The sequence below is a fragment of the Phyllobacterium sp. SL163 genome (assembly GCF_049896885.1).
Taxonomy (GTDB): domain Bacteria; phylum Pseudomonadota; class Alphaproteobacteria; order Rhizobiales; family Rhizobiaceae; genus Phyllobacterium; species Phyllobacterium calauticae.
In genome coordinates, this window is the sequence record NZ_JAFCVE010000002.1 from 60,868 (window position 1) to 84,486 (window position 23,619).

Annotated in this window: 21 protein-coding genes and 2 pseudogenes; 16 read left to right on the plus strand and 7 right to left on the minus strand. The window is 61.1% G+C overall.

Annotated elements, in window-relative coordinates; genetic code table 11:
• The first annotated feature begins 112 nt into the window (after positions 1-112).
• Together ACP7B1_RS03875 and ACP7B1_RS03880 are read left to right on the plus strand one after the other, a co-directional pair.
• Positions 113-1,477 carry a cytochrome ubiquinol oxidase subunit I gene (locus ACP7B1_RS03875; RefSeq protein ID WP_346308400.1) on the plus strand — a complete coding sequence of 455 codons (1,365 nt, stop codon included), beginning with the start codon at positions 113-115 and terminating at the stop codon, positions 1,475-1,477.
• On the plus strand, positions 1,474-2,478 hold the full coding sequence (locus ACP7B1_RS03880) for a cytochrome d ubiquinol oxidase subunit II (protein WP_346308401.1): 1,005 nt from the start codon (positions 1,474-1,476) through the stop codon (positions 2,476-2,478). Before ACP7B1_RS03875 ends, ACP7B1_RS03880 begins: the two co-directional genes overlap by 4 nt.
• On the opposite strand, the gene ACP7B1_RS03885 is transcribed toward ACP7B1_RS03880, so the two are convergent.
• Entirely contained in the window at positions 2,469-4,232 is a 1,764-nt protein-coding gene (locus tag ACP7B1_RS03885) for a phospholipase D-like domain-containing protein (RefSeq protein ID WP_346308402.1), read from the minus strand. The genes ACP7B1_RS03880 and ACP7B1_RS03885 overlap by 10 nt on opposite strands.
• A 126-nt stretch (positions 4,233-4,358) precedes the next feature.
• On the opposite strand from ACP7B1_RS03885, the gene lepA reads away from it, so the two are divergent.
• Both lepA and ACP7B1_RS03895 read left to right on the plus strand, forming a co-directional pair.
• The gene (lepA, locus tag ACP7B1_RS03890) at positions 4,359-6,167 is read left to right on the plus strand and encodes a translation elongation factor 4 (protein ID WP_223612298.1); all 1,809 of its coding nucleotides are present in this window, start codon (positions 4,359-4,361) and stop codon (positions 6,165-6,167) included.
• Positions 6,168-6,173: 6 nt separating this feature from the next.
• Positions 6,174-6,365, plus strand: a complete 192-nt coding sequence (locus ACP7B1_RS03895) for a hypothetical protein (RefSeq protein WP_346307216.1) — start codon at positions 6,174-6,176, stop codon at positions 6,363-6,365.
• Between the two features lie 8 nt (positions 6,366-6,373).
• On the opposite strand, the gene ACP7B1_RS03900 is transcribed toward ACP7B1_RS03895, so the two are convergent.
• The gene (locus tag ACP7B1_RS03900; RefSeq protein ID WP_346307215.1) at positions 6,374-6,772 is read right to left on the minus strand and encodes a DUF1801 domain-containing protein; all 399 of its coding nucleotides are present in this window, start codon (positions 6,770-6,772) and stop codon (positions 6,374-6,376) included.
• Between the two features lie 116 nt (positions 6,773-6,888).
• Between ACP7B1_RS03900 and ACP7B1_RS03905 the strand changes: the two genes are divergently transcribed.
• Positions 6,889-7,053 carry a hypothetical protein gene (locus tag ACP7B1_RS03905; RefSeq protein WP_223612295.1) on the plus strand — a complete coding sequence of 55 codons (165 nt, stop codon included), beginning with the start codon at positions 6,889-6,891 and terminating at the stop codon, positions 7,051-7,053.
• Positions 7,054-7,240: 187 nt separating this feature from the next.
• On the opposite strand, the gene ACP7B1_RS03910 is transcribed toward ACP7B1_RS03905, so the two are convergent.
• Positions 7,241-7,429, minus strand: a complete 189-nt coding sequence (locus ACP7B1_RS03910) for a hypothetical protein (RefSeq protein ID WP_426136803.1) — start codon at positions 7,427-7,429, stop codon at positions 7,241-7,243.
• A gap of 21 nt (positions 7,430-7,450) precedes the next feature.
• Positions 7,451-7,573 (minus strand): annotated as a pseudogene (locus tag ACP7B1_RS03915) (helix-turn-helix domain-containing protein); the annotation flags it as partial.
• Positions 7,574-7,657: 84 nt separating this feature from the next.
• Here ACP7B1_RS03915 and ACP7B1_RS03920 point away from each other — a divergent pair.
• On the plus strand, positions 7,658-7,927 hold the full coding sequence (locus tag ACP7B1_RS03920) for a hypothetical protein (protein WP_426136542.1): 270 nt from the start codon (positions 7,658-7,660) through the stop codon (positions 7,925-7,927).
• Positions 7,928-8,123: 196 nt separating this feature from the next.
• On the opposite strand, the gene ACP7B1_RS03925 is transcribed toward ACP7B1_RS03920, so the two are convergent.
• Positions 8,124-8,600 (minus strand): hypothetical protein, encoded by a 477-nt coding sequence (locus ACP7B1_RS03925; protein WP_346305956.1) that lies wholly within the window; start codon positions 8,598-8,600, stop codon positions 8,124-8,126.
• Positions 8,601-9,220: 620 nt separating this feature from the next.
• Here ACP7B1_RS03925 and ACP7B1_RS03930 point away from each other — a divergent pair.
• From ACP7B1_RS03930 to ACP7B1_RS03975, 10 genes and pseudogenes are all read left to right on the plus strand, one after another.
• A pseudogene (locus ACP7B1_RS03930) lies at positions 9,221-9,493 on the plus strand (SelT/SelW/SelH family protein); the annotation flags it as partial.
• A gap of 104 nt (positions 9,494-9,597) precedes the next feature.
• Entirely contained in the window at positions 9,598-10,554 is a 957-nt protein-coding gene (locus ACP7B1_RS03935; protein WP_346305957.1) for a sugar-binding transcriptional regulator, read from the plus strand.
• Between the two features lie 134 nt (positions 10,555-10,688).
• On the plus strand, positions 10,689-11,999 hold the full coding sequence (locus tag ACP7B1_RS03940) for an ABC transporter substrate-binding protein (protein WP_223612290.1): 1,311 nt from the start codon (positions 10,689-10,691) through the stop codon (positions 11,997-11,999).
• Between the two features lie 101 nt (positions 12,000-12,100).
• Positions 12,101-12,973, plus strand: a complete 873-nt coding sequence (locus ACP7B1_RS03945) for a sugar ABC transporter permease (RefSeq protein WP_346305958.1) — start codon at positions 12,101-12,103, stop codon at positions 12,971-12,973.
• A gap of 274 nt (positions 12,974-13,247) precedes the next feature.
• Positions 13,248-14,078, plus strand: a complete 831-nt coding sequence (locus ACP7B1_RS03950) for a carbohydrate ABC transporter permease (protein ID WP_105738106.1) — start codon at positions 13,248-13,250, stop codon at positions 14,076-14,078.
• A gap of 42 nt (positions 14,079-14,120) precedes the next feature.
• Positions 14,121-15,119: an ABC transporter ATP-binding protein gene (locus ACP7B1_RS03955; protein WP_346305959.1), complete on the plus strand. Its 999-nt coding sequence runs from the start codon at positions 14,121-14,123 to the stop codon at positions 15,117-15,119.
• A gap of 1 nt (position 15,120) precedes the next feature.
• Positions 15,121-15,897, plus strand: a complete 777-nt coding sequence (locus tag ACP7B1_RS03960; protein WP_346305960.1) for an L-iditol 2-dehydrogenase — start codon at positions 15,121-15,123, stop codon at positions 15,895-15,897.
• A 75-nt stretch (positions 15,898-15,972) separates the two neighbouring features.
• A complete protein-coding gene (locus tag ACP7B1_RS03965; RefSeq protein WP_346305961.1) occupies positions 15,973-17,451 on the plus strand; it encodes a mannitol dehydrogenase family protein in 1,479 nt (492 codons plus the stop codon).
• A gap of 4 nt (positions 17,452-17,455) precedes the next feature.
• Entirely contained in the window at positions 17,456-18,142 is a 687-nt protein-coding gene (locus tag ACP7B1_RS03970) for an HAD family hydrolase (protein WP_346305962.1), read from the plus strand.
• Positions 18,143-18,176: 34 nt separating this feature from the next.
• Positions 18,177-19,760 carry an FGGY-family carbohydrate kinase gene (locus ACP7B1_RS03975; protein ID WP_346305963.1) on the plus strand — a complete coding sequence of 528 codons (1,584 nt, stop codon included), beginning with the start codon at positions 18,177-18,179 and terminating at the stop codon, positions 19,758-19,760.
• A gap of 16 nt (positions 19,761-19,776) precedes the next feature.
• On the opposite strand, the gene polA is transcribed toward ACP7B1_RS03975, so the two are convergent.
• Together polA and ACP7B1_RS03985 are read right to left on the minus strand one after the other, a co-directional pair.
• Positions 19,777-22,761 carry a DNA polymerase I gene (polA, locus tag ACP7B1_RS03980; protein WP_426136546.1) on the minus strand — a complete coding sequence of 995 codons (2,985 nt, stop codon included), beginning with the start codon at positions 22,759-22,761 and terminating at the stop codon, positions 19,777-19,779.
• Positions 22,762-22,821: 60 nt separating this feature from the next.
• Complete coding sequence (locus tag ACP7B1_RS03985; RefSeq protein WP_346305965.1) at positions 22,822-23,427, minus strand: YdeI/OmpD-associated family protein; 606 nt, start codon at positions 23,425-23,427, stop codon at positions 22,822-22,824.
• Positions 23,428-23,619: the final 192 nt, after the last annotated feature.

Genomic DNA, 23,619 nt, shown 5'->3' on the forward strand with positions numbered 1-23,619 from the left:
AAAGGCCCGATTTGCAGGTCAATCGTGCGCGTCGAACCACGCACGCGACAGCATGTCTACTTCTCACGCCGTCCGTTCGGGTGACATATGTCCGCAGCGAAAGGACGCCGTCATGGATCCGTTCATTCTGTCGAGAATACAATTCGCTGCGAATATCTCGTTCCATATCCTGTTCCCGACGATCACCATCGCGCTCGGCTGGGTGCTTTTGTATTTCAAGCTGCGCTATCGCCGCTCCAGCGACGAGAGCTGGATGAAGGCCTACCATTTTTGGGTCAAGGTTTTCGCTCTTTCCTTCGCTTTCGGCGTCGTGTCGGGCGTGACCATGAGCTTCCAGTTCGGCACCAACTGGCCGGGCTATATGCAAACGGTCGGCAACATCGCCGGGCCGCTGCTGGCCTATGAAATTCTCACCGCGTTCTTTCTGGAAGCAGCCTTTCTCGGCATCATGCTGTTCGGATTCCGCCGCGTGTCCAACCGCATCCACACGCTGGCAACCCTGCTGGTTGCGTTCGGCACGACGGTGTCGGCGTTCTGGATCATTGCGCTGAATTCCTGGATGCAGACGCCCGATGGTTTCGAGATGCGCGGCGGCAAGGCCTTTGCCACCGATTGGGCCGCCATCATCTTCAACCCGTCCATGCCGTACCGGCTTGTGCACATGCTGCTGGCATCGGGGCTCACCGTATCCTTTCTGATCTCGGGCCTGTCCGCCCTGCGCTGGCTGCTGGGCGACCGCAGCGATGCCATGGGCAAAGCCCTGCGCACAGGCGTTTATCTCGCCGCGGTGCTCATCCCGGTGCAGATCGTCGCGGGCGATCAGCACGGGCTGAACACGCTGGCGCATCAGCCGCAGAAGATCGCGGCGATCGAAGCCAACTGGCAAACCCGCTCCCATGTGCCGCTGCTGCTGTTTGCCCTGCCCGACGATGCGAAACGCGAAAATCGTTTTGAGTTTGGCGTGCCGGATGGCGCCAGCCTGATCTTGCGGCACGACGCTGCGGGTGCCGTGCCCGGCCTCGACCAGTTTGCAGGTAATCACCCGCCGGTTCTGCCGCTGTTTTTCGCCTTCCGCATCATGGTCGGCACCGGCATCCTGATGCTGCTGGTATCGTGGACAGCCGCGTGGATGCTGTGGCGGCGCGGCACGCTCACGCGGCCGCTCGCGCTCGTGCTGGTGCCGATGGCGCTGTCCGGCTGGGTGGCAACGCTGGCCGGCTGGTACACGGCGGAGATCGGCCGCCAGCCCTGGCTGGTCAGCGGCGTACTCAAAGCGGTGGATGCGCTGGGGCCGGTGCCCGCCGCTACGGTCGCCGCGTCGCTTGCGGCCTATCTCAGTGTCTATGCCGTGCTGCTGCTGGCCTATATCGGCGTGATCCTGCGGCTCACGGTCAAGGCCGCCCGCGAGGGCGACCGGCAGCCGGAACCGGGCGTCGAAGACCAGCCCTTGGGCCAGCCGGTGCGGGGAAGCGGATGACCTTTGATCCCGCCATCCTTCTTCCCCTCGTTTTTGCCGGGCTGATGGGCCTGTCGATCCTGGTCTACGCCATCCTCGACGGGTTCGATCTCGGCGTCGGCATTCTTTTCGCCGCAACGGACGACGCGGAACGTGACACCATGGTTGCCGCCATCGGCCCGTTCTGGGATGCCAATGAAACCTGGCTGGTCCTCGCCATCGGCCTGCTGCTGGTGGCCTTTCCCGCGGCGCATGGCATCGTGCTGCCGGCGCTGTATGTCCCCGTCACCGTCATGCTGATCAGCCTGATCCTGCGCGGTGTCGCCTTCGATTTTCGCGCCAAGGTTGACCTGCATGTGAAGCCGCGCTGGAATTTCGTCTTCGCCGTTGGCTCGATCACCGCTTCCCTGGCGCAGGGCTACATGCTCGGCGTCTATGTGCTGGGGCTTGACCAGTCAGCGGCCTGCATCCTGTTCGGCCTGCTGCTCGGTCTTTGCCTCACCGCGTCCTATGCCGCCATCGGCGCCGCGTGGATCATCCACAAGACCGAGGGCGCCTTGCAGCACAAGGCTGTCCTCCTGATGCGCCGGTCGCTGGTTTTCGCCGCGCTCGGCATGGTTGCGGTTTCGCTGGCGACGCCCTTGGCCAGTCCGCGCATTTTCGCCAAATGGTTCGTGCTGCCGCAGATGATCCTGCTCGCGCCGCTGCCGCTGGTCACTGCCGCGCTCTTTGCTGCACTCTGGGCCGTGCTTGCCAGGCTGCCCGCCGCCAATGACCGCTATTCGGCGCTGCCATTCATGCTGATGGCGGGTATTTTCACCCTCGGCTTTGCCGGGCTCGCCTATTCCTTCTATCCCTATGTGGTGCCGGAGCGGCTGACGATTTTCGCCGCCGCCAGCGCGCCGGAAAGCCTCGGCATCATCCTCGTCGGCGTCATCGTCGTGCTGCCCGCCATTATCGGCTATTCCATCTTCGCCTACCGGGTGTTCGGCGGCAAGGCGCACGACCTGCGCTACGACTGACGCGAAAAGGTCAGCCGATCGCGCTCGCGCTGGCTTCCCGCCACGTAGAACTTGTCGAACCACGCGGTGCTTTCACCCGATATGGCCTTGGGTTTCTTCAGGGTGATCTGTTTCGGCAGCGCGGCGATTTCCACCTGCATGCGGTTGCGGAAGTTCAGGTGGTCGAACATGCGCAGTGCCTCGATGGCAAAGGCCGTCGCCACCCGCTGGTCCTCGATGATGACGAGATGATCGCCATTGCCTGTCTCGCCGGAGGGTGAGAAATTGCTCGATCCGGTGAACACCTTGGCCGTCGGCTTGTCGAAATCCACCACCGCGAACTTGTGGTGGATATTGATGCCGCTGCCGCCGGACCATTCGCTCTTGAACGGTTCCGGCGCGTTCTTGGCGAGATAGGCGAAATCGACAAGGCCGTTCTCGCCGCTCGGCTTCTGGATTTCCATCCCGCTCTTCTTGTCCACCACGCCATAGCTGAACAGCGGCTTTTTGATCAGACGGTCCAGCGCCTCGCGCACCGGGCCGGATTTGGTCTGGTTCATGAAGGCGAAGGAATAGAACACCGAGGATGTCGCCTGGTCGATGGCGCCGCCCACCGGCCGCAGCGACAGCTCCGATGTCTTGTGCGGCGAAAAACAGACATGCACCGCCGGGCGGCCCTCGCGTTTCACCGAATGCCAGACTTTCGAAAACGGGTCCTTGTGGAAATTGGCCATGTCGGTGAAGGCCAGCGTGAACATCTGCGCGAACAGCCCCGCCACCGCTTCGTCATCGAAGATGAACAGGTTGTTGGCCTGGATGTAGAAGCCGCGGAACGAAAAGTTCATCGAGCCGCCCAGCACCCGCACCGGTACGCCGTTGCGTTTGGCGATCAGCACCTTGTTGTGCTGCAGCCCGCGAAAATGCCCGCGTTTGACATGGTCCGCCCCGGCGCTGGCGGCAAGCCGCGCCGCCGCCTGGGTTTCCGCACTGTCCGGCGCGCCATGCCCGCTTTTCATGCCACCGCTCTTCTTGTCGGCCACGCCGGAATCATCGACGATCACCCGCAGGCGGCTGCCGAGCTTTTCCAGCTGTGCCAGAAAGTCCGGCTCATTCAGGTCGTAGGCCAGCGCGTCGACCTCGATGGTCGGGTCCTTCACCGCCCAGTCGAGGAAAGCGAACAGCAGCCGGTGCGCCTCGAAACCCAGCCAGTCGTAAATGCCCGTCTTGGCGATTTCGGCTTTCTCAGCCGCGAAGGCGAGGCCGTCATCGGCGTTGCTGGGGATGATGTCATTGGTCAGGTGCAGCCGCTTTTTCTTGTCCTCGAAAGCCTGCGACGAGGCGAAGTTGCGGGTGAAACCGATATCGAGAAAGCCGTCATAGGTGACGCTGTCATAGCGGATCGGCAGTTCGATCATGGTGCCGCGCACCAGCTTGCCGTCCTGCGGCATGTGCATCTTGGTGATGCGGTAGGTGTAGATGCCGTCCTGCGGCTCATAGGGAAAATGCACCCAGCGGAACATCTGCAGCGGCGCTTCGGTGGTTGGGAACTTGACCCCGCCGGTCACCGCCTTCTTGGCCGGTTCGCCATAGTCGAAGGCGATGCGGTTGCGCAGGTTCAAAAATGTGTCGCCCTTCGGCTCCTTGTACTCCACCGCGAAACCGACAAAATCATCCTCCGGCGTATCCACGTCGAAGCCCAGCAGGCACATATATTCGCCCCGCCAGAGCTTGACCCGGAAACCATCCGTCTCCTTGAAATTGAAGAATTCGTCCATCATCACATCCCCGGTGTGTGGCGCAGGGGCAAAATATAGCACAGACGATGCAATCTTGTGACGGTCCGGGCGGGCGGATTGCATTTCCCGCTTTGCGTTTTGCCTGTTCACTGCTAAATCGCGCGCATGAGCACTCCACTTGACCACATCCGTAATTTTTCCATCGTCGCCCATATCGACCATGGCAAATCCACCCTTGCCGACCGCCTGATCCAGCAGACAGGCGGGCTCGAGCTGCGCGACATGAAGGAACAGGTGCTCGACTCGATGGATATCGAGCGCGAGCGCGGCATCACCATCAAGGCGCAGACCGTCCGGCTGAACTACAAGGCCAACAACGGCGAGACCTACGTTCTCAACCTGATCGATACGCCCGGCCACGTCGACTTTGCCTATGAAGTGTCGCGGTCCCTGTCGGCCTGCGAAGGTTCGCTGCTCGTCGTCGACGCCTCGCAGGGCGTCGAGGCGCAGACCCTCGCCAATGTCTATCAGGCCATTGATAACAACCACGAGATCGTCGTGGTGCTGAATAAGGTCGATCTGCCGGCCGCCGAACCCGAGCGCATCCGCGAACAGGTCGAGGAAGTCATCGGCATCGATGCCAGCCAGGCCGTGCTGATTTCCGCCAAGACCGGCCTCGGCATTCCCGATGTTCTGGAAGCCATCGTCAACCAGCTGCCGCCGCCGCGCGAAGGCGACCGCACCAAGCCGCTGAAGGCCATGCTGGTCGACAGCTGGTACGACAGCTATCTCGGCGTTATCGTTCTCGTGCGCATTATCGACGGCGTTTTGAAAAAGGGCCAGACCATCCGCATGATGGGCACCGGCGCCAAATATCCGGTCGAGCGTACCGGCGTGTTCACGCCGAAGATGCTGGCCGTGGACGAGCTTGGACCGGGCGAATTCGGCTTCATCACCGCCTCGATCAAGGAAGTCGCCGACACCCGCGTCGGCGATACCATCACCGAGGACAAGCGCCCGACCGATTCCATCCTGCCCGGTTTCAAGCCGGCGCAGCCGGTGGTTTTCTGCGGCCTCTTCCCGGTCGATGCCGCCGATTTCGAGGATCTGCGCGCCGCCATGGGCCGCCTGCGCCTCAACGACGCCTCGTTCTCCTTCGAAATGGAAAGCTCCGCGGCGCTGGGTTTCGGTTTCCGCTGCGGCTTCCTCGGGCTTCTGCATCTTGAAATCATCCAGGAGCGGCTGGAGCGCGAGTTCAACCTCGATCTCATCGCCACCGCCCCGAGCGTCGTCTACAAGCTCAACATGACCGACGGCACGCAGAAGGAGTTGCACAACCCCGCTGACATGCCCGAGGTGATGAAGATCGCCACCATCGAGGAACCGTGGATCCGCGCGACGATCCTCACCCCCGATGATTATCTCGGCTCCATCCTGAAGCTCTGCCAGGACCGCCGCGGCATCCAGATCGATCTCAACTATGTCGGCAAGCGCGCCATGGTCACCTATGACCTGCCGCTCAACGAAGTTGTGTTCGATTTCTACGACCGGCTGAAGTCGATCAGCCAGGGTTATGCCTCCTTCGACTATCACCTCTCGGATTACCGCGAGGGCAATCTGGTCAAGATGTCGGTGCTGGTCAACGGCGAGCCGGTCGATGCGCTGTCGATGATGGTGCACCGCGCCGCCGCGGAAAAGCGCGGCCGCGACCTCTGCGAAAAGCTGAAGGACCTGATCCCCAAGCACATGTTCAAGATCCCGATCCAGGCGGCCATCGGCGGCACGGTGATCGCGCGTGAAACCATCTCGGCACTGCGCAAGGACGTGACGGCAAAATGCTATGGCGGCGACGTCTCGCGCAAGCGCAAGCTTCTGGAAAAGCAGAAGGAAGGCAAGAAGCGCATGCGGCAGTTCGGCAAGGTCGAAATCCCGCAGGAAGCCTTCATCCAGGCGCTGAAGATGAGCGATAACTGAGGCTTGATGCAAGCCGGTTTTCCCCGCGCCCTGGCGCGGATGCTCGCCCTTTTTGGCATTCTGGCCTGTGCGGCCGCCTGTACCACGGTGCGGCCGCCCGTGCCGTCGGCGCCCGTCCTGCAGGCGGACAGGCCGGAACCGCTGCCGCCGGAGATCAAGCCGCTGACGGTCGAACAGGCCGAACAGGTCGGGCGCTGACCGCCTGATTATGTGCGCGATTTGGCGGTGTTCAGCGCGACGGCAGCGCGGATGAGCGCCTTGAAGGCCTCCTCGTCGATGACATCGCCCTCGTGCAGATCGATGGCGCGCCGGGCATTGCCCTCAAGGCTGGAGTTGAACAGCTTTGCCGGGTCGGCGAGTGCCGCGCCCTTGAGAAAGGTCAGCTTCACCGCGCTCTTGTAGGTCTCGCCGGTGCAGATGATGCCGGCATGCTCCCAGACCGGCACCCCGCGCCACTTCACCTCTTCCACCACCTCGGGGTCGGCCTGCCGGATGAGCGCGCGCACATGCGCCAGCATCGCGCCGCGCCAGTCGCTGAGTTCTTTGATCCGCGCATCGATCAGCGCGGACGGGTTTTCGGTTCTGGTTGCTGCTGTTTTGTCCATCGTCTTGGCGTTTCCCTTTTATGTCGACATACCACCCATGCGCATATTGCACTGCACAATCCGGGCGTGTGGATTTATCTTTGGGGTAACATTACATCGACACGGGTTACACACCAATGAGCTTCATCTTCGATTTCACCGCGCGCGGACGCCGCCGCAAGGACCAGGATTTCCGCAACGCCATGGCGCTCCTCAACGCCATGAGCCCGGCCGACCGCGCCGATATCGGCATCAAGCAGGCGGATTTCACCCGCATCGCCCGGGAAATGTCCCGCCGCTGATTTTGTTTTGCGGCGGTCGCAGTTGCAATAAGCGTGGTTCTCGGTGCGTGGTTCGACAAGCTCACCATGAGGGAAGTGGGTGGACTGCAAAGCTAATCTTAGACGCTGCAGAATATAGCTCCCTGCAATCCTCACCCTCCCTCATGGTGAGCTTGTCGAACCACGCACCGCCAACACTGCAATGGACTCAGCCCCCGCCCGCATGGCGCTTGCTCGCCAGTGCCTCGACCATGATCGCCACGGTTTCCAGATCATCCGGCGAGAGCACCCCGATGGCCGCGCGGATGCGCTGCTGCGCAATCGGCTCGGCCTCGGTCTCGTCTCCGAACGACAGCAATCTGTCCGGCGTCGTCTGCAGCACTTTTGCAATACGCACGACTGTCGCCAGATCAGGCTCGCGCCTGTCCGCAATATAATTCCCGTATCGTCTTTCGCTTAAACCCGCTCTGCGCCCTGCTTCCGAATTGGAGATGCCAAGTTCGGCGGCGCGCTTTTTCAGATTTGATGCAAACTGTTCCATCGGAACAAAATGTTCTGGCAATTACCACGGGTCTAGGTACAATACGACAGAATATACTACCACGTTTTGTCATAAGTTATAATCATGTCCAATTGTTTTGAATGGGTCATTTTCATCGTCTGTCTTTCCCCGATCTGGGGTACGCTGCTCTTCCATGCATGGGAAGCATCGATCAAGCCGTGGCTGGTTCCGCAGGATGAGATCACTGACATGGCCGACGCGCTTGTCGCCAGGCATGGCGCGTTTGCCGGGTATCAGGCCTGGATCGAGGAGGACTATGCATGGCGGCGCGGCGTCATGGTGCGGCAGGGCGTCTGGCGCCGTGTGCGGCGGGAATTGCGGCGGCGGGGATGACTATTTTACCCCCCTCTGTCCTGCCGGACATCTCCCCCACAAGGGGGGAGATCAGCTGCCATCATTGTTTCAGCCAACCTTCAACATTGAAGAGAATGTAAAGCCGTTGATGCCAATGTGATCTCCCCCCTTGTGGGGGAGATGCCCGGCAGGGCAGAGGGGGGTGAGGACACGATGCAATCTCGGCACAGCAGCATCACACCCGGGTGAACTGCATCATCCAGTTGGTTTCCCAGGTTTCGCCGCCATCGCGGGAAAACGCCTGTTCCCAGCATGGGGTGTGCTGGCAGGGTTCCCAGAGAAACCGCACGCGCACCGGCCTGCCGTCATCGGTGTCGTCGCCGTAGAACAGGCCTTCGTCCTGGTCGAACCGGCCGATAACCGGCGCAAACAGGCGGTTGCTCCGGCTGTCCGCCCAGTGCAGCGACCATGAGCCGTCGCGCGGGTTGAACAGGCGCAGTGTGATCCCGGCAAAGCCCTTGGCCGGAATGTCCATCTCTTCCAGATTGGCCGTGTCCTGCAACAGCTTGCGCACGCGCGACGTGGCGGGAAATTCATCCCAGTCGTCGCAACCGGCAAAACGCCGTTTCAGCCGCAGATTGCGGATCGTCCAGTCGCCGATGAGAAAATCGAAATCCGCCGCGCTGCCGGTCGTCTGTTCCCTGCCGTCCATGATGCCCTCCCTCGCGCCTGTCTTCCGGGCGCGCGGTATAGCGCAGGGCTGCTGACAACCTTCTGTCAGGAGCAACCGTTGCCACGCCCGCTTTTGCGTCTGGCCGTTGAAAGAGGAGAATGACGGGCGGTCCTTGGAACGCGGGTCTTGGGGTATGCTGTATGCTATGCTTGCGATCCAAGGACCACCCGCCCCGGCGTTTTCAGGTTTTGCCCGATGTTTCACCACCGAGCCAAACCTCCCCGGCCGCACAGGTTTTCCTCCCTGCATGGCCGAAGCGCCGATCCTTTCCCGACTTTCGAAAGTTTCCGGAAGCATTCCCGCCGGAAAGGACGAGGAGAAGAATAAGCGCGGATGGGAGAACGTGGATAAGTTTCACCCCAATTACTTTTCACCCCCCTCTGTCCTGCCGGACATCTCCCCCACAAGGGGGGAGATCACATCGGCATCAACGCCTTTACGCTATTCTCAATGTTGAAGATTGGCTGAAACAGCTATGACAGCTGATCTCCCCCCTTGTGGGGGAGATGTCCGGCAGGACAGAGGGGGGTGAAAACCTATCCAAGAGCACCCCAACACAACAGCTTACATCCCGATGAGGAAATGCTAAGAAGCTCGGCATGACAACGAAACCGCGCATCACCATCCTTTACTGCACGCAATGCAGCTGGCTCCTCCGCTCCGCCTGGATGGCGCAGGAACTGCTGTCCACCTTTGGTGCTGATCTCGGCGAGGTCGCCCTGATCCCCGGTACCGGCGGCGTGTTCGAAATCCGCGTCGAGGGCGATCTGATCTGGGAGCGCAAGCGCGATGGCGGTTTCCCCGAAGCCAAGGTGCTCAAGCAGAAGGTGCGCGACATCGTCTGGCCCGAGCGCGATCTCGGCCATTCCGACGGGCACAAGACCGCTGTCACCGGCGAGGCGCTTAAGGACGGGGCAGACAATGGGGTCCCCGCCAGCAACGAGCGGAGCGAGGCGCTTAAGGGCGGGGCAGATAATTGAGTAAGCCCGAGATTACCACATCAAGGCTGGACGATGCGGCGCGGGCCGGCTGGCTCTATTACGTCGCCGGCAACACGCAGGATGAGATCGCGGCCAAGCTCGGTATTTCGCGCCAGTCGGCGCAGCGCATGGTGTCGCTGGCCGTGTCGGAAGGGCTGGTCAAGGTGCGCCTCGATCATCCCATCGCCCATTGTCTTGACCTTGCGGCGCAGCTGAAAAAGCGCTTCGGCCTCAAGATGGTGGAAGTGGTGCCGACCGATCCGGGCTCGACCTCGACCACGCTCGGCGTGGCCGATGCGGCGGCGGATGAAATGACCCGCTGGCTGAAATCCGAGGCGCCGATCGTCCTCGGCATCGGCACGGGACGCACGCTGAAAGCGGCCATCGAACGGCTGTCACCCATTGAGTGTCCCCAACATAAGGTTGTATCGCTGACCGGCAATATTTCGCCGGATGGTTCAGCCGCGTATTACAACGTCATTTTCAATATCGCCGACAAGATCAAGGCGCGCTCCTTCCCCATGCCGCTGCCTGTTATCGCCTCCTCGCCGGAGGAGCGTGAGCTGCTGCATGCGCAGGCGATGATCCGCCCGGTCCTGGAATTGTCGGCGCAGGCCAATGTCGCCTTTCTCGGCATCGGCGACCTTGAGGACGATGCGCCGCTCTTCGTCGACGGCTTCATTTCACGCGATGAACTCCTGGCTTTGCGCCGGGCCGGCGCGGTGTGCGAGATCGTCGGGCGGGCGTTCGACCGCAATGGCATGCCCATCGAGGGCCTCACCAATGACCGCGTGGCCAGTGCGCATATTCCCTCGCGCGAGACGGCGACGGTGATCGCCATCGCCATGGGCGCCAAGAAGCTGCCCGGTATTGTCGCCGCGATTAAGGGCAGTCTTATCAATGGCTTGATCACGGACGAACAGACCGCCGAAGCACTCCTCCGTCCCGTCTGATTTCCACCGTTTTGCTGGAAGCGAAGGTTTGATGCTGCAGCGCAGCATCGATTGCCTCTTGACTTGTTTCGGGATTGTGTGAGTATTTGCCCATAAGACAAGCAATTGCTCATAACATTCACGGGAGGAATGAGATGTTAACGAGAACGCTTCTGCTCGGCGCTGCGTCAGTTCTGGCCATGGCGAGTTTCGCCAATGCCGAAACGCTGACCATTGCCACGGTCAACAATGGCGACATGGTTCGCATGCAGAAATTGACCGACGACTTCACCAAGAAAAATCCCGACATCAAGCTGGAATGGGTCACGCTCGAAGAAAACGTGCTGCGCCAGCGTGTCACCACCGATATCGCCACCAAGGGCGGCCAGTACGACATCATGACCATCGGCACCTATGAAGTGCCGATCTGGGCCAAGCAGGGCTGGCTCCTGCCGCTCGACGGCCTTGCCAAGGATTACAGCAAGGACGATCTGCTGCCGGCGATCCGCGATGCGGTTTCGGTTGACGGCAAGCTCTATGCCTCGCCGTTCTACGGCGAAAGCGCCATGGTCATGTACCGCAAGGACCTGGCTGAAAAGGCCGGTGTAACCATTCCGGAAAAGCCGACCTGGGACCAGATCGCCGAAGCGGCGAAGAAGATGACCGACAAATCAACCGAGACCTACGGCATCTGCCTGCGCGGCAAGGCCGGCTGGGGTGAGAACATGGCGCTGCTGACGGCAACCGCCAATTCGTTCGGCGCGCGCTGGTTCGATGAAAAGTGGCATCCGCAGTTCGACCAGCCGGAATGGAAGCATGCGCTGAAGTTCTATGTCGATCTGATGAAGGAAGCCGGACCTCCCGGTGCATCCTCCAATGGCTTCAATGAAAACCTCGCGCTGTTCCAGACCGGCAAGTGCGGCATCTGGATCGATGCGACGGTTGCCGCGTCCTTCGTGACCAACCCGAAGGAATCCAAGGTTGCCGACAAGGTGGGCTATGCGCTCTTCCCGACCGGCGGCGTTGAAAACCACGGCAACTGGCTGTGGGCCTGGAACCTCGGCGTTCCCGCCGGCACCAAGAAGGCGGAAGCCGCGCAGAAGTTCATCTCCTGGGCGACCGACAAGGCCTATACGGAACTCGTTGCATCCAAGGAAGGCTGGGCCAACGTGCCTCCGGGCACGCGCACCTCGCTCTATGCCAATGCCGAGTACCAGAAGGCCGCGCCTTTCGCCAAGATCACGCTCGATGCGATGACCGCCGCGAACACCAGCAAGCCGACCATCAAGCCGGTGCCCTATACGGGCGGCCAGTTCGTCGCCATCCCTGAATTCCAGGGCATCGGCACCGCCGTGGGCCAACAGTTCTCCGCTGCGCTCGCCGGTTCGATGAGTGTCGACCAGGCCCTGCAGGGTGCCCAGGCGCTGACCACCCGCGAGATGACAAAGGGCGGCTACATCAAGTAGAATCCTCCTGGCTCCGGACGGCTTCCGACGCGAATGTCGGAGGCCGCCCGGGCCTCCTTTTGCATTATCGTTTTTGATAATTATCGTATCGGAACCTGACCATGGCTACGCTTCAGACACGTGCAACGGCCCGTATCATGATGTCGCCCGCCGTCATCCTGCTCTTCGTGTGGATGATCGTGCCGCTTGTCATGACGCTGTACTTCTCGTTCCTGCGCTACAACTTGCTGATGCCGGGGACAGAGGAATATATCGGCTTTCTTAACTACCAGTATTTTCTGACCGATCCCGCCTTCTTCACCGCGCTTGCCAATACGCTCATTCTGGTGGGCGGGACGCTGCTCATCACCGTCATCGGCGGCATTCTTCTGGCGCTGGTGCTGGATCAGCCGTTCTTCGGCCAGGGCATCGTGCGGCTCCTGGTTATCGCGCCGTTCTTCGTCATGCCGACGGTTTCGGCGCTGGTGTGGAAGAACATGCTGATGCATCCGGTCAACGGCCTGTTCGCCTGGATTGCCCGCCTGTTCGGCTTCCAGCCGATCGACTGGTTCGCGCAAGTACCGCTGTTTTCGATCATCCTCATTGTCGCCTGGCAATGGCTGCCCTTCGCCACGCTCATTCTTCTGACCGCCCTGCAGTCGCTGGACGGCGAGCAGAAGGAAGCCGCCGAAATGGACGGCGCCGGGGCGATCTCGCGCTTCATCTATCTGGTGCTGCCGCATCTGTCGCGGGCCATCACCGTGGTCATCCTGATCCAGACGATCTTCCTGCTCAGCGTCTTCGCCGAAATTCTGGTGACGACCAATGGCGGACCGGGCATCCAGACGACCAACATCACCTATCTCATCTACATGCAGGCATTGCTGCAGTTCGACGTGGGCGGCGCATCCGCCGGCGGTATCGTCGCGGTGGTCCTTGCCAATATCGTCGCCTTCTTCCTCATTCGCCTCATCGGCAAGAACCTGGAGAGGTAAGAGCCCTTTCTGACCATATTGACCTATTCTGACGGAGGCATGTTGTGACAAGATCAAGCAAAAACAAGAAGTTACGCACTCTTCGTGCGGGCGAGTGGTTTTGCGCCGGGATTGGCGCAACAGGCCCCGTCCCTTCGGGTTTCCGTCTGGCGGACACCCGCATTGTCAGGCGGCTTCGTCCGATGAACCACATCGGCCTCGCTACCTTCCGCGCGGATTGTCTCGCCAGACGAGAAACAGAATACGGCCAATATGGCCAGAAAGGGCTCTAATCATGGCCCGCGCAACCACGACACGCAGCAAAGTCATCTTCACCGTTATCGGCTGGACCATCGGTTTCCTGATTTTCTTTCCGATCCTGTGGACGTTCCTGACCAGCTTCAAATCGGAAGGAGCCGCCGTGGCAACGCCGCCGCAGTTCCTGTTCTTTGACTGGACGCTGGAAAACTACCGCGAGGTGCAGAGCCGCTCCGACTACTTCAAGCATTTCACCAATTCCGTGGTGATTTCGGTGGGCTCCACCCTGATCGGCCTGGCGCTGGCCATTCCCGCCGCCTGGGCCATGGCCTTCTCGCCGACCAAGCGCACCAAGGACATCCTGATGTGGATGCTCTCCACCAAGATGATGCCGGCGGTCGGCGTGCTGGTGCCGCTCTATCTGATCTTCCGTGACTGGGGCCTGCTCGACACGCGTCTCGGCCTTGTCGCCGTCCTGACCATGATCAACCTGCCGATCATCGTCTGGATGCTCTACACCTACTTCAAGGAAATCCCCGGCGAGATTCTCGAAGCGGCGCGCATGGATGGCGCATCGCTGATGAAGGAGATCGTCTATGTGCTGACGCCAATGGCCGTCCCCGGTATCGCCTCGACCATGCTGCTCAACATCATCCTGGCATGGAACGAGGCTTTCTGGACACTGAACCTGACCGCCGCCAACGCCGCGCCGCTCACCGCCTTTATCGCATCCTACTCAAGTCCCGAGGGCTTGTTCTGGGCCAAACTCTCCGCCGCATCCACCATGGCCATTGCCCCCATCCTGATCATGGGCTGGTTCTCGCAAAAGCAGCTGGTGCGCGGCCTGACCTTCGGCGCAGTGAAATAGGTTTCAGCCTTTGGCGCAGCCAAAAGAGATGGGAAGAATATTATGGGAAGCATTACACTCGAAAAAGTATCCAAGTCATTTGGAACCACCTCGGTCATTCCGCACATCGATCTTGAAATCAACGATGGCGAGTTCGTCGTGTTTGTCGGCCCGTCCGGCTGCGGCAAGTCCACGCTGCTGCGCATGATCGCCGGGCTCGAGGACCTGAGCGGCGGGCGCATCATCATCGACGGCAAGGACATGTCGAGCGAGGCGCCGGCCAAGCGCGGCCTGTCCATGGTCTTCCAGTCCTATGCGCTCTACCCGCATATGACCGTCTACGGCAACATCGCCTTTCCCCTGAAAATGGACGGGCAGGAAAAATCCGTGATCGACAAGAAGGTCAAGGACGCCGCGCATATCCTCAACCTCACCAACTATCTCGAACGCCGTCCGGGCCAGCTTTCCGGCGGCCAGCGCCAGCGCGTTGCCATCGGCCGGGCGATCGTGCGCCAGCCGAAGGCGTTCCTCTTCGACGAGCCGCTGTCCAATCTGGATGCGGCGCTGCGCGGCAACATGCGGCTGGAGATCAGCGACCTGCACCATCAGCTGAAGACGACAATGATCTACGTCACCCACGATCAGGTGGAGGCCATGACCATGGCTGACAAGATCGTGGTGCTGAATGCCGGGCGCATCGAGCAGGTGGGTTCGCCCATGGAACTCTACCGCAGCCCGAAGAATGTGTTTGTCGCCGGGTTCATCGGCTCTCCGCGCATGAACCTCATCGAAGGTGCGGAAGCCGCCAAGCACAATGCAACGACGCTTGGCGTCCGCCCGGAACATATCCGCATTTCCGCAACGGAAGGTGCTTGGACGGGCAAGGTTGGCGTGACCGAACATCTCGGTTCCGACACCTTTATCCACACTCAGGTCGATGGCATCGGTCAGGTGACCGTGCGCACCGACGGGGACTTTGACACGAGACATGGCCAGCCGATTTTCCTCACGCCGGATCCGGCTCGGCTACATCGATTTGGCGCGGACGGACAGGTGATTTGACATGAGCAGACTGGCAGGCAAGACAGCATTCATTACAGGATCGGCACGCGGCATCGGCCGGGCCTTTGCGGAGGCCTATCTCAGGGAAGGCGCCGCCCATGTGGTGATTGCCGATATCGATCTGGCGCGCGCGCAGCAGACCGCGACGGAACTGGGCAAGGGCGCGCATGCGGTCAAGCTGGATGTGACGGACCAGGCTTCCATCGATGCCGCCGTCAAGGAGACCGTCGACCTGTTCGGTGGCATCGATATCCTCGTCAACAATGCGGCGCTGTTCGATATGTCGCCGACTGTCGAGATTACCCGCGCCAGCTATGAAAAACTGTTCGCTGTGAATTTTTCCGGCACGCTGTTCACGTTGCAGGCCGTGGCCAAAGCCATGATCGCGCGCGGCAAGGGTGGCAAGATCATCAATATGGCCAGCCAGGCCGGCCGCCGGGGTGAGGCGCTGGTCGCCATCTATTGCGCCACCAAGGCCGCCGTCATCAGCCTGACCCAGTCCACCGGGCAGGATCTGATCAAGCACAGGATCAATGTCAATGCGATTGCACCGGGTGTTGTCGATGGCGAGCACTGGGCCGGGGTCGACGCGCTCTTTGCCAAATATGAAAACCGGCCGCTCGGCGAGAAGAAGCGTCTGGTCGGCGAGGCGGTCCCCTATGGCCGCATGGGCACAGCGGAAGATCTGACCGGTATGGCGGTTTTCCTCGCCAGCAGCGACAGCGATTATGTGGTGGCGCAGACATACAATGTCGATGGCGGCAACTGGATGAGCTGAGCGAAAGCCCGGCTCCTGCTGCGCCCTGAAAACGGGCGCAGACGCAGCTTCATTTGAAAAAAGGGGTTAGGCCCGATGACTGTTAAACTTTCCAAAAGCGCGCTGTCGCAGCTTCCAGCCAACGTCGCTGTTCCCGGCTACAGGCAGGCCGATCTGACGGCCGGCATCATCCATTTCGGTATCGGCAATTTCCATCGCGCCCATCAGGCCGTCTATCTCGACGATCTTTTCAACGCCGGCAGCGATCATGACTGGGCGATTGTCGGCGCCGGGGTTCTGGCATCGGACGAAACCATGCGGCAGAAACTGCGGGAACAGGACTGGCTGACCACGGTGGTCGAACAGGACAGCGGTCATCGCACCGCGCGCGTGACCGCATCGATGATCGACTACCTGAAACCGGGCGAGACGGAAAATACCATTGCGCGGCTTGCCGATCCGAAAATCCGCATCGTGTCGTTGACCATCACCGAAGGCGGTTATTTCATCGATCCGGCCTCCGGCGTGTTCAACCCGCAGCATCCGGCGATCGTGGCCGACGCCGCCGATATCGGCGATCCCAGGACGGTGTTCGGTCTCATCCTCGCCGGACTGATGCGCCGCCGCGCCGAGGGCACGGCGCCTTTCACGGTGATGTCCTGCGATAACATTCCCGGCAACGGGCACGTTACCAGCGATGCCGTCAGCGGTCTTGCGGCGCTTGTCGATGCGGATCTGGCCAAATGGGTGAAGGACAATGTCGCCTTCCCCAACAGCATGGTCGACCGCATCACCCCGGCAACCTCCGACCGCGAGCGCGGCATGCTTGCCAGCGATTTCGGCGTCGAGGACAATTGGCCGGTGTTCTGCGAACCGTTCAAGCAGTGGGTGCTTGAGGATCATTTCCCGACCGGCCGCCCGGCACTGGAAAAGGTCGGCGTCACCTTTGTGAGGGATGTTGCGCCGTATGAGCTGATGAAAATCCGCATCCTCAATGGCGGCCACGCGACCATTGCCTATCCCGCAGCACTGATGGACATTCACTTCGTGCACGAAGCCATGGAGGAACCGCTGATCCGCGGCTTCCTCGGCAAGCTCGAGCGGGAAGAGATCATTCCCGTTCTCCCGCCGGTGCCCGGCATCACCTTCGAGGAATATTACGACCTGATCGACCGGCGTTTCTCCAACCCGAAGATCGGCGATACGATCCAGCGCCTCTGCCAGGACGGGTCCAACCGCCAGCCCAAATTCATCCTGCCGACCACGGCGGACCGCTTGAAGGCGGGCAAGAGCATCACCGGTCTGTCGCTGGTTTCCGCGCTCTGGTGCCGGTTCTGCGAGGGAACAACCGATAGCGGTAAGCCGACGAATTATCTTGACGCCAACGCCGAACGGTTGAAGGTGGAAGCGGTGAAGGCCAGGAGCGATCCCAGGGCATTTCTGGCGATGAGCGATATTTTCGGCGATGTCGGTACGTCGCCCATCTTCGCCCAATCCTTCTCGCGAATTTTGAAAACCCTTTGGGACAAGGGTACGCGCGAGACCCTGACGCTTTATCTCGCAGACAAGCTCTGACGCCATGACCAAGCCCGCTCTTGTCATTTTCGATTGCGATGGTGTCCTCGTCGACAGCGAGCCGATCTCCATTGCTGTTCTGCTCGAGATGATTTCCCGGAGCGGCACGACGCTGTCCGAGGAAGAGGCCTACGAGATGTTTCTTGGCCGCAGCATGGCGACGATCAGCAAAATCCTGCATGAGGATTACGGCTTTGCCGCCAGCGCCGCCGACCTGGAGGATATGCGCGCCAATCTCTACGCACGCTTCCGTGCCGATCTGAAACCGATTCCCGGCATAGCCGAGACGCTCAATGCGCTCGATCTGCCGCGCTGCGTTGCCTCGTCGAGCCAGCCCGACCGGATTCGCCTGTCGCTCAAGCTGACAGGCCTGCTCGATCTGCTGGAGCCGAATATTTTCAGCGCGACCATGGTGAAGCACGGCAAGCCGGCGCCGGACCTGTTCCTGCATGCGGCGCAGGTCATGAACACGCCGCCGGAAGACTGCGTGGTCATTGAAGACAGTCCTGCGGGCATTGAAGCCGCCAAACGGGCGGGCATGCGCGTCTTCGCCTTCACCGGCGGCACCCATGCGCGCGGCGGCCGGCTGGAAGCAGCGCTTGCGTCTCTCGAGCCAGACCTTATATTCGGCGACATGCTGGAATTGCCCGGCCTGTTGTCATCACTACAGGCCCGAACAAACGTTCATTAGAGCGTTCCGGTTCACGACAAGCCGGAAGGTTCGAATGCCAGATTTTGTATGTGCTGTGGATGTGGGAACGGGAAGCGCCCGGGCGGGTATTCTTGATATCAAGGGGAATCTGTTGGGGCGGGTGGAACACCCGATCCTGATGAACCGCCCGCTGCCTGACCATGCCGAACATGATTCGGAAGACATCTGGAAGTCGGTCTGCATCGCGGTGCAGGGTGCGGTCGCGGCGTCCAAGGTCGATCCGTCCGATATCACCGGCATCAGTTTCGACGCCACCTGCTCGCTGGTTGTGCGCGACAGGGATGGCAAGCCGCTGACTGTCTCGACAGGTGGTGACAACCGCTGGGACACGATCGTCTGGCTGGATCACCGGGCGCTCGACGAATCGGATGAATGCACGGCAACGGGCCACGACGTCCTCAAATATCTCGGCGGGGTCATGTCGCCGGAAATGCAGACGCCAAAGCTAATGTGGCTCAAGCGGCATCTGCCCAACTCCTGGGACAAAGCCGGCTATTTTTTCGACCTTGCCGATTTCCTCAGCTGGAAGGCGTCGGGATCGCTGGCACGGTCGCAATGCACGATCACCTGCAAATGGACCTATCTGGCCCATAAGGAACCGGGCTGGCAGAGCGATTATCTCCAAGAGGTCGGCATCGGCGATATGGTCGAGCGCGGCAGCCTGCCGGAGCGGGCAAGCCCGGTGGGGACCGATGTAGGGCCATTGACGCCGGAGGCTGCCAAGGCGCTGGGCCTTACCACGCGCTGCCATGTGGGCGCGGGGCTGATCGACGCCTATGCCGGGGCACTCGGTGTGCTTGGCGGCTTCGCCGGCGATCTCTCGCAGATCGACCGGCACCTGGCTTTGATTGCCGGAACCTCAAGCTGCCTGATGGCGCTGTCGCAGGAGCCGATTTCGTTCAACGGCGTCTGGGGACCCTATTACGGCGCGGCTTTGCCGGATTGCTGGCTGAGCGAGGGCGGACAGTCGGTTTCCGGCGCGCTTCTCGATCACATCATCCGCTGGCACGGGGCTGCGGGCGAACCCAACGCCGCCCTGCACAGGAAGATCACCGACCGCGTCATGGAACTGCGGGAAAAGGAGGGGCTCGATCTGGCCGGCCGCCTGCATGTCCTGCCGGATTTTCATGGCAACCGCTCGCCGCTGGCTGACCCGCATGCGGTGGGCGTCATCAGCGGCCTGACGCTGGACGCCTCCTTTGACAGCCTGTGCCGCCTCTACTGGCGCACCTCCGTCGGCATTGCCCTTGGCGTGCGACATGTCCTCGATGCGCTGAACGAGCGCGGCTACGCCATCGACACCATGCATGTCACGGGCGGGCACACCAAGAACCCGCTGCTGATGGAACTCTATGCCGATGCGACGGGCTGTACCGTCATCACGTCGGCTGCCGAAGATGCCGTGCTTCTCGGCACGGCGATGGTCGCGGCAACGGCGGCCGGGCTTTACCCGGATCTGCCCGCCGCCTGCATGGCGATGAAACAGGGCGGGCGCCCGCGCCAGCCCGAACCGAAGGCGCGCCAGCGCTTTGACCGGGATTACCGCATTTTCCTCGAAATGCATGCCCAGCGCAAAGTGCTGGATTCCATGCACTAGGCCCCAGCTTCCGGTTCTAGTGCGCTTCGTCCCAGTTGTGTGCGGCGCGCGCATCCACCTGCAGCGGCACGGACAGGGAAATCGCCGGCATGGCGGCATTGACCATGATCTCGCGAATGATCGGAATGGTCGCGTCGACTTCGCCTTCGGCGGTTTCAAAGATCAGTTCGTCGTGCACCTGCAACAGCATGCGGGCCGAAAGCTTTGCCTCGTTGAGCGCCGGTTCCATGCGCACCATGGCGCGGCGGATGATGTCGGCGGCCGAACCCTGGATCGGCGCGTTGATCGAGGCACGCTCGTTGAAGGCGCGAACCTGCGGATTGGAGGAGCGGATTTCCGGATAATGCGCCCGGCGCCCGAAGATGGTTTCGACATAACCGTTCTGCCGGGCAAAGGCCTTGGTCGCCTCCATATAGTCCTTGATGCCAGGGAAGCGCTCGAAATAGGTGCGGATATATTGCCCGGCTTCTTCGCGCGGAATCGACAGCTGGTTGGCAAGGCCAAACGCGGAAATGCCATAGATGATGCCGAAGTTGATCGCCTTGGCGCGGCGGCGCACTTCCGAGGGCATGTCCTTGACCGGAACGCCGAACATTTCCGATGCGGTCATCGCATGAATGTCTATGCCATCGGCGAAGGCCTGGGTGAGCTGGGGAATCTCGGCGACATGCGCCAGGACCCGCAGCTCGATCTGGCTGTAGTCGGCGGAAATCAGCTTGTTGCCCGGCGCGGCGATGAAGGCCGTGCGGATCTTGCGGCCTTCAGCTGTGCGTACGGGAATGTTCTGCAGGTTCGGCTCCGACGAGGACAGCCGCCCCGTCGAGGTCGCGGCCATGGCATAGGACGTATGCACCCGCTTGGTATCGGGATGGATATAGCCGGGCAGGGCGTCCGTATAGGTGGATTTGAGCTTGGTCAGCTGGCGCCAGTCGACGATCTTGCGCGGCAGTTCATGCCCTTCCGCCGCAAGGTCTTCCAGCACCTGTGCCGATGTCGACCACTGGCCGGTCTTGGTCTTCGAACCGCCGGGAAGGCTCATCTTGCCGAACAGGATGTCGCCCAGCTGTTTGGGTGAGCCGATGTTGAGCTTTTCCCCGGCAAGCTGGTAAATCTCGTGCTCGATGGCGGCTGCCGCCTGCGCCAGATCGCCGGAAAGCCGCGACAGGATTTGCCGGTCGACGGAAATGCCGCGCTCTTCCATCCGCGCCAGCACGGCAACGAGCGGGCGCTCCAGCCGTTCATAGACCGAGACAAGCCCATCCTCGACCAGACGCGGCTTCAGCAGGCGCCACAGGCGCAGGGTGACATCCGCATCTTCGGCGGCATAGGCGGTGGCGCGGTCGATATCGACCATGTCGAATGTAACCGATGACTTACCGCTGCCGGCCACATCCTTGTAGGCGATGGGCGTGTGGCCCAGCCAGCGCTCGGACAGTGCGTCCATGCCATGGGTGCCTTCACCCGCATCGAGCACGTAGGAGATCAGCATCGTATCGTCGAAGGGGTGCGGATCGATGCCGTAGCGGTGCATGACCAGCCAGTCATACTTCATGTTGTGCGCGATCTTGAGCACCGAACGGTCCTCGAGCAGCGGCTTCAATACGCGCAAGGCATCGTCGAGCGGAATCTGTCCTTCGACGGTGCCGCCGCCGAGGAGATCGCCATTGCCCGACTTGTGGTTGAGCGGGACATAGGCGGCGTGCCCCGGCCGGATGGCGAGGGAGAAACCGACCAGCTCGGTCTGCATCGGATCGAGCGAAGTGGTTTCCGTGTCGAACGCCACCAGTCCGGCTTCCGTTGCCTCGTCTATCCAGAGTTGCAGCGTGGCAAGATCGCGGATGCAGGTATAGGCTGTTGTGTCGATCTTCGAAGCCAGCGCTTCGTCACCGCGCGCTTTGATCAGGTCGGCGGGCAGCATGACGCCGGTCTCCGATTTGTCCTGTGGCTTCTCGGTCGTTGAAGCGGGAGCAGTTCCGTCAGGGATTTCAACGTCCGGTCCGTGCGCCTCGGCGACAGTGTCCACCGCGACCTCAGATGGTTCGACGGCGGCGGCATCGATGCCCGTCGCTTCGGCGGCGCGCCGGGTGAGGGAGGTGAACTCCATGGCCTTGAGGAAGGCGACCAGCTTCGGTCCGTCCTGTGGCTCAAGTCCGAATTCATCAAGCCCGACATCGATGGGTGTATCGGTCTTCAATGTCACAAGCTGGCGTGAGATAAGCGCCTGTTCGCTGAACGCAATAATGTTTTCGCGGCGTTTCTGCTGCTTGATTTCACCGGCACGGGACAGCAGCGTATCGAGATCGCCGAACTCTTCCAGAAGCTGCGCAGCGGTCTTCGGCCCGATGCCGGGAATGCCGGGAACATTGTCGGTGGAATCGCCGGTCAATGCCTGCAGGTCGATCATCTTTTCCGGCGGCACGCCCCATTTCTCGACGACGTCGGGAATGCCGATCTGCTTGTCCTTCATGCTGTCATACATTGACACCAGCGGGGTGACGAGCTGCATCAGGTCCTTGTCCGAGGAGATGATGGTGACTTCCGCGCCGGCGGCTTCCGCCATCCGCGCATAGGTGGCGATAAGATCGTCCGCCTCGTAGCCTTCCTTTTCGATGCAGGGAAGGTTGAAGGCCTTGGTGGCCTGGCGGATCAGTCCGAACTGCGGAATGAGGTCCTCCGGCGGGGCCGAACGGTTTGCCTTGTATTCCGGATAGATTTCCTTGCGGAAGGTGTTCGACGAATAGTCGAAAATGACGGCGAAATGCGTCGGCGTCACCCGGACCGAAGTGTCCCTGGCTTCCCGCAGCAGCTTCCACAGCATGTTGCAGAAACCCGACACGGCGCCCACCGGCAAGCCATCCGATTTGCGGGTGAGGGGCGGCAGCGCATGATAGGCCCGGAAGATATAGCCGGAGCCGTCGACGAGAAAGAGATGATCACCTTTTTTCATGGTGCCTACGATTAAATGATCATCCCGCAAAAGGAAATGATCTGTCTTTCCCATGCACCGAAAGATCGCGGGATAGCCGACTCCTCCTGACAAAATCCGCGGGGCCGCCGCAGCTTATCGGGAGGGTTTGTCCTTCTGCGGATGGATGGTTTCGCCGCGCTCCAGCATGGCAACAAATTTTTCGATGCGCTGCAGGCGTGTCTCGGGTTTCTTGGCATCGTTTACACGGTAGATGATGGCGTAGCGGTTCGCGCTGCTCAATGTCCCGAACATCTGCTTCGCCTCGGCATTCGCGTCGAGGGCTGCCTGCAGGTCGTCGGGTATCGTGGCCTTGCCTTGCGAAAGATACGCCTTGTCCCAGCGTCCATCGGCCTTGGCGCGTTCGATTTCCGCAAGACCGGAGGGGGTGATGCGACCCTGTTCGATCAGCGCGAGGGCGCGCTTGCGATTGATGTCGGACCAGCGGCTTGCGGCCTTGCGCGGCGTGAAGCGGATGAGCCAGTGGTCTTCATCGAATGCGTCGATCTGGCCGTCGATCCAGCCGTGGCAGAGTGCGCCATCGATCGCATCCTGTTTGGACAGGCTTTTGATCCGCGCGGTCTTCTTGGAAAATTTGAGCCATGCGCCCGGCGATGCCGCATGATTGGCTGCCAGCCACGCCTCCCAGTCTGCGCCTGCCGGAAAGAACAGGACCGGCAATTCTGTCGTTGCTTTCGTCATGGAATTCGCCTCCGCTCACGACAGCTTTATGCCGGATCAGACGGGCCTTGAACATATCACTTATGCATCACGCGTTTGTTACAAAGATGTAATGTTCCGTGCCCTTGAATTGCCATGGTTTGAGGCCCAAATCCTAGCTGTCGACGATAGATCGATGTCCGGGATTTAAGGCTCGTCCCCCGCCTGCCCCGG

Excerpts from the sequence above, each read along its gene's own strand:
- ACP7B1_RS03950 (WP_105738106.1), top strand. The coding sequence starts at position 13,248 with ATGGCCCGCGCAACCACGACACGCAGCAAAGTCATCTTCACCGTTATC.
- ACP7B1_RS03885 (WP_346308402.1), bottom strand. The coding sequence starts at position 4,232 with ATGGACGAATTCTTCAATTTCAAGGAGACGGATGGTTTCCGGGTCAAG.
- ACP7B1_RS03925 (WP_346305956.1), bottom strand. The coding sequence starts at position 8,600 with ATGGACGGCAGGGAACAGACGACCGGCAGCGCGGCGGATTTCGATTTT.
- ACP7B1_RS03895 (WP_346307216.1), top strand. The coding sequence starts at position 6,174 with ATGCAAGCCGGTTTTCCCCGCGCCCTGGCGCGGATGCTCGCCCTTTTT.
- ACP7B1_RS03880 (WP_346308401.1), top strand. The coding sequence starts at position 1,474 with ATGACCTTTGATCCCGCCATCCTTCTTCCCCTCGTTTTTGCCGGGCTG.
- ACP7B1_RS03985 (WP_346305965.1), bottom strand. The coding sequence starts at position 23,427 with ATGACGAAAGCAACGACAGAATTGCCGGTCCTGTTCTTTCCGGCAGGC.
- ACP7B1_RS03920 (WP_426136542.1), top strand. The coding sequence starts at position 7,658 with ATGTCCAATTGTTTTGAATGGGTCATTTTCATCGTCTGTCTTTCCCCG.
- ACP7B1_RS03960 (WP_346305960.1), top strand. The coding sequence starts at position 15,121 with ATGAGCAGACTGGCAGGCAAGACAGCATTCATTACAGGATCGGCACGC.
- ACP7B1_RS03875 (WP_346308400.1), top strand. The coding sequence starts at position 113 with ATGGATCCGTTCATTCTGTCGAGAATACAATTCGCTGCGAATATCTCG.
- ACP7B1_RS03940 (WP_223612290.1), top strand. The coding sequence starts at position 10,689 with ATGTTAACGAGAACGCTTCTGCTCGGCGCTGCGTCAGTTCTGGCCATG.
- ACP7B1_RS03970 (WP_346305962.1), top strand. The coding sequence starts at position 17,456 with ATGACCAAGCCCGCTCTTGTCATTTTCGATTGCGATGGTGTCCTCGTC.
- ACP7B1_RS03965 (WP_346305961.1), top strand. The coding sequence starts at position 15,973 with ATGACTGTTAAACTTTCCAAAAGCGCGCTGTCGCAGCTTCCAGCCAAC.
- ACP7B1_RS03945 (WP_346305958.1), top strand. The coding sequence starts at position 12,101 with ATGGCTACGCTTCAGACACGTGCAACGGCCCGTATCATGATGTCGCCC.
- polA (WP_426136546.1), bottom strand. The coding sequence starts at position 22,761 with ATGGGAAAGACAGATCATTTCCTTTTGCGGGATGATCATTTAATCGTA.
- ACP7B1_RS03975 (WP_346305963.1), top strand. The coding sequence starts at position 18,177 with ATGCCAGATTTTGTATGTGCTGTGGATGTGGGAACGGGAAGCGCCCGG.
- ACP7B1_RS03900 (WP_346307215.1), bottom strand. The coding sequence starts at position 6,772 with ATGGACAAAACAGCAGCAACCAGAACCGAAAACCCGTCCGCGCTGATC.
- lepA (WP_223612298.1), top strand. The coding sequence starts at position 4,359 with ATGAGCACTCCACTTGACCACATCCGTAATTTTTCCATCGTCGCCCAT.
- ACP7B1_RS03905 (WP_223612295.1), top strand. The coding sequence starts at position 6,889 with ATGAGCTTCATCTTCGATTTCACCGCGCGCGGACGCCGCCGCAAGGAC.
- ACP7B1_RS03955 (WP_346305959.1), top strand. The coding sequence starts at position 14,121 with ATGGGAAGCATTACACTCGAAAAAGTATCCAAGTCATTTGGAACCACC.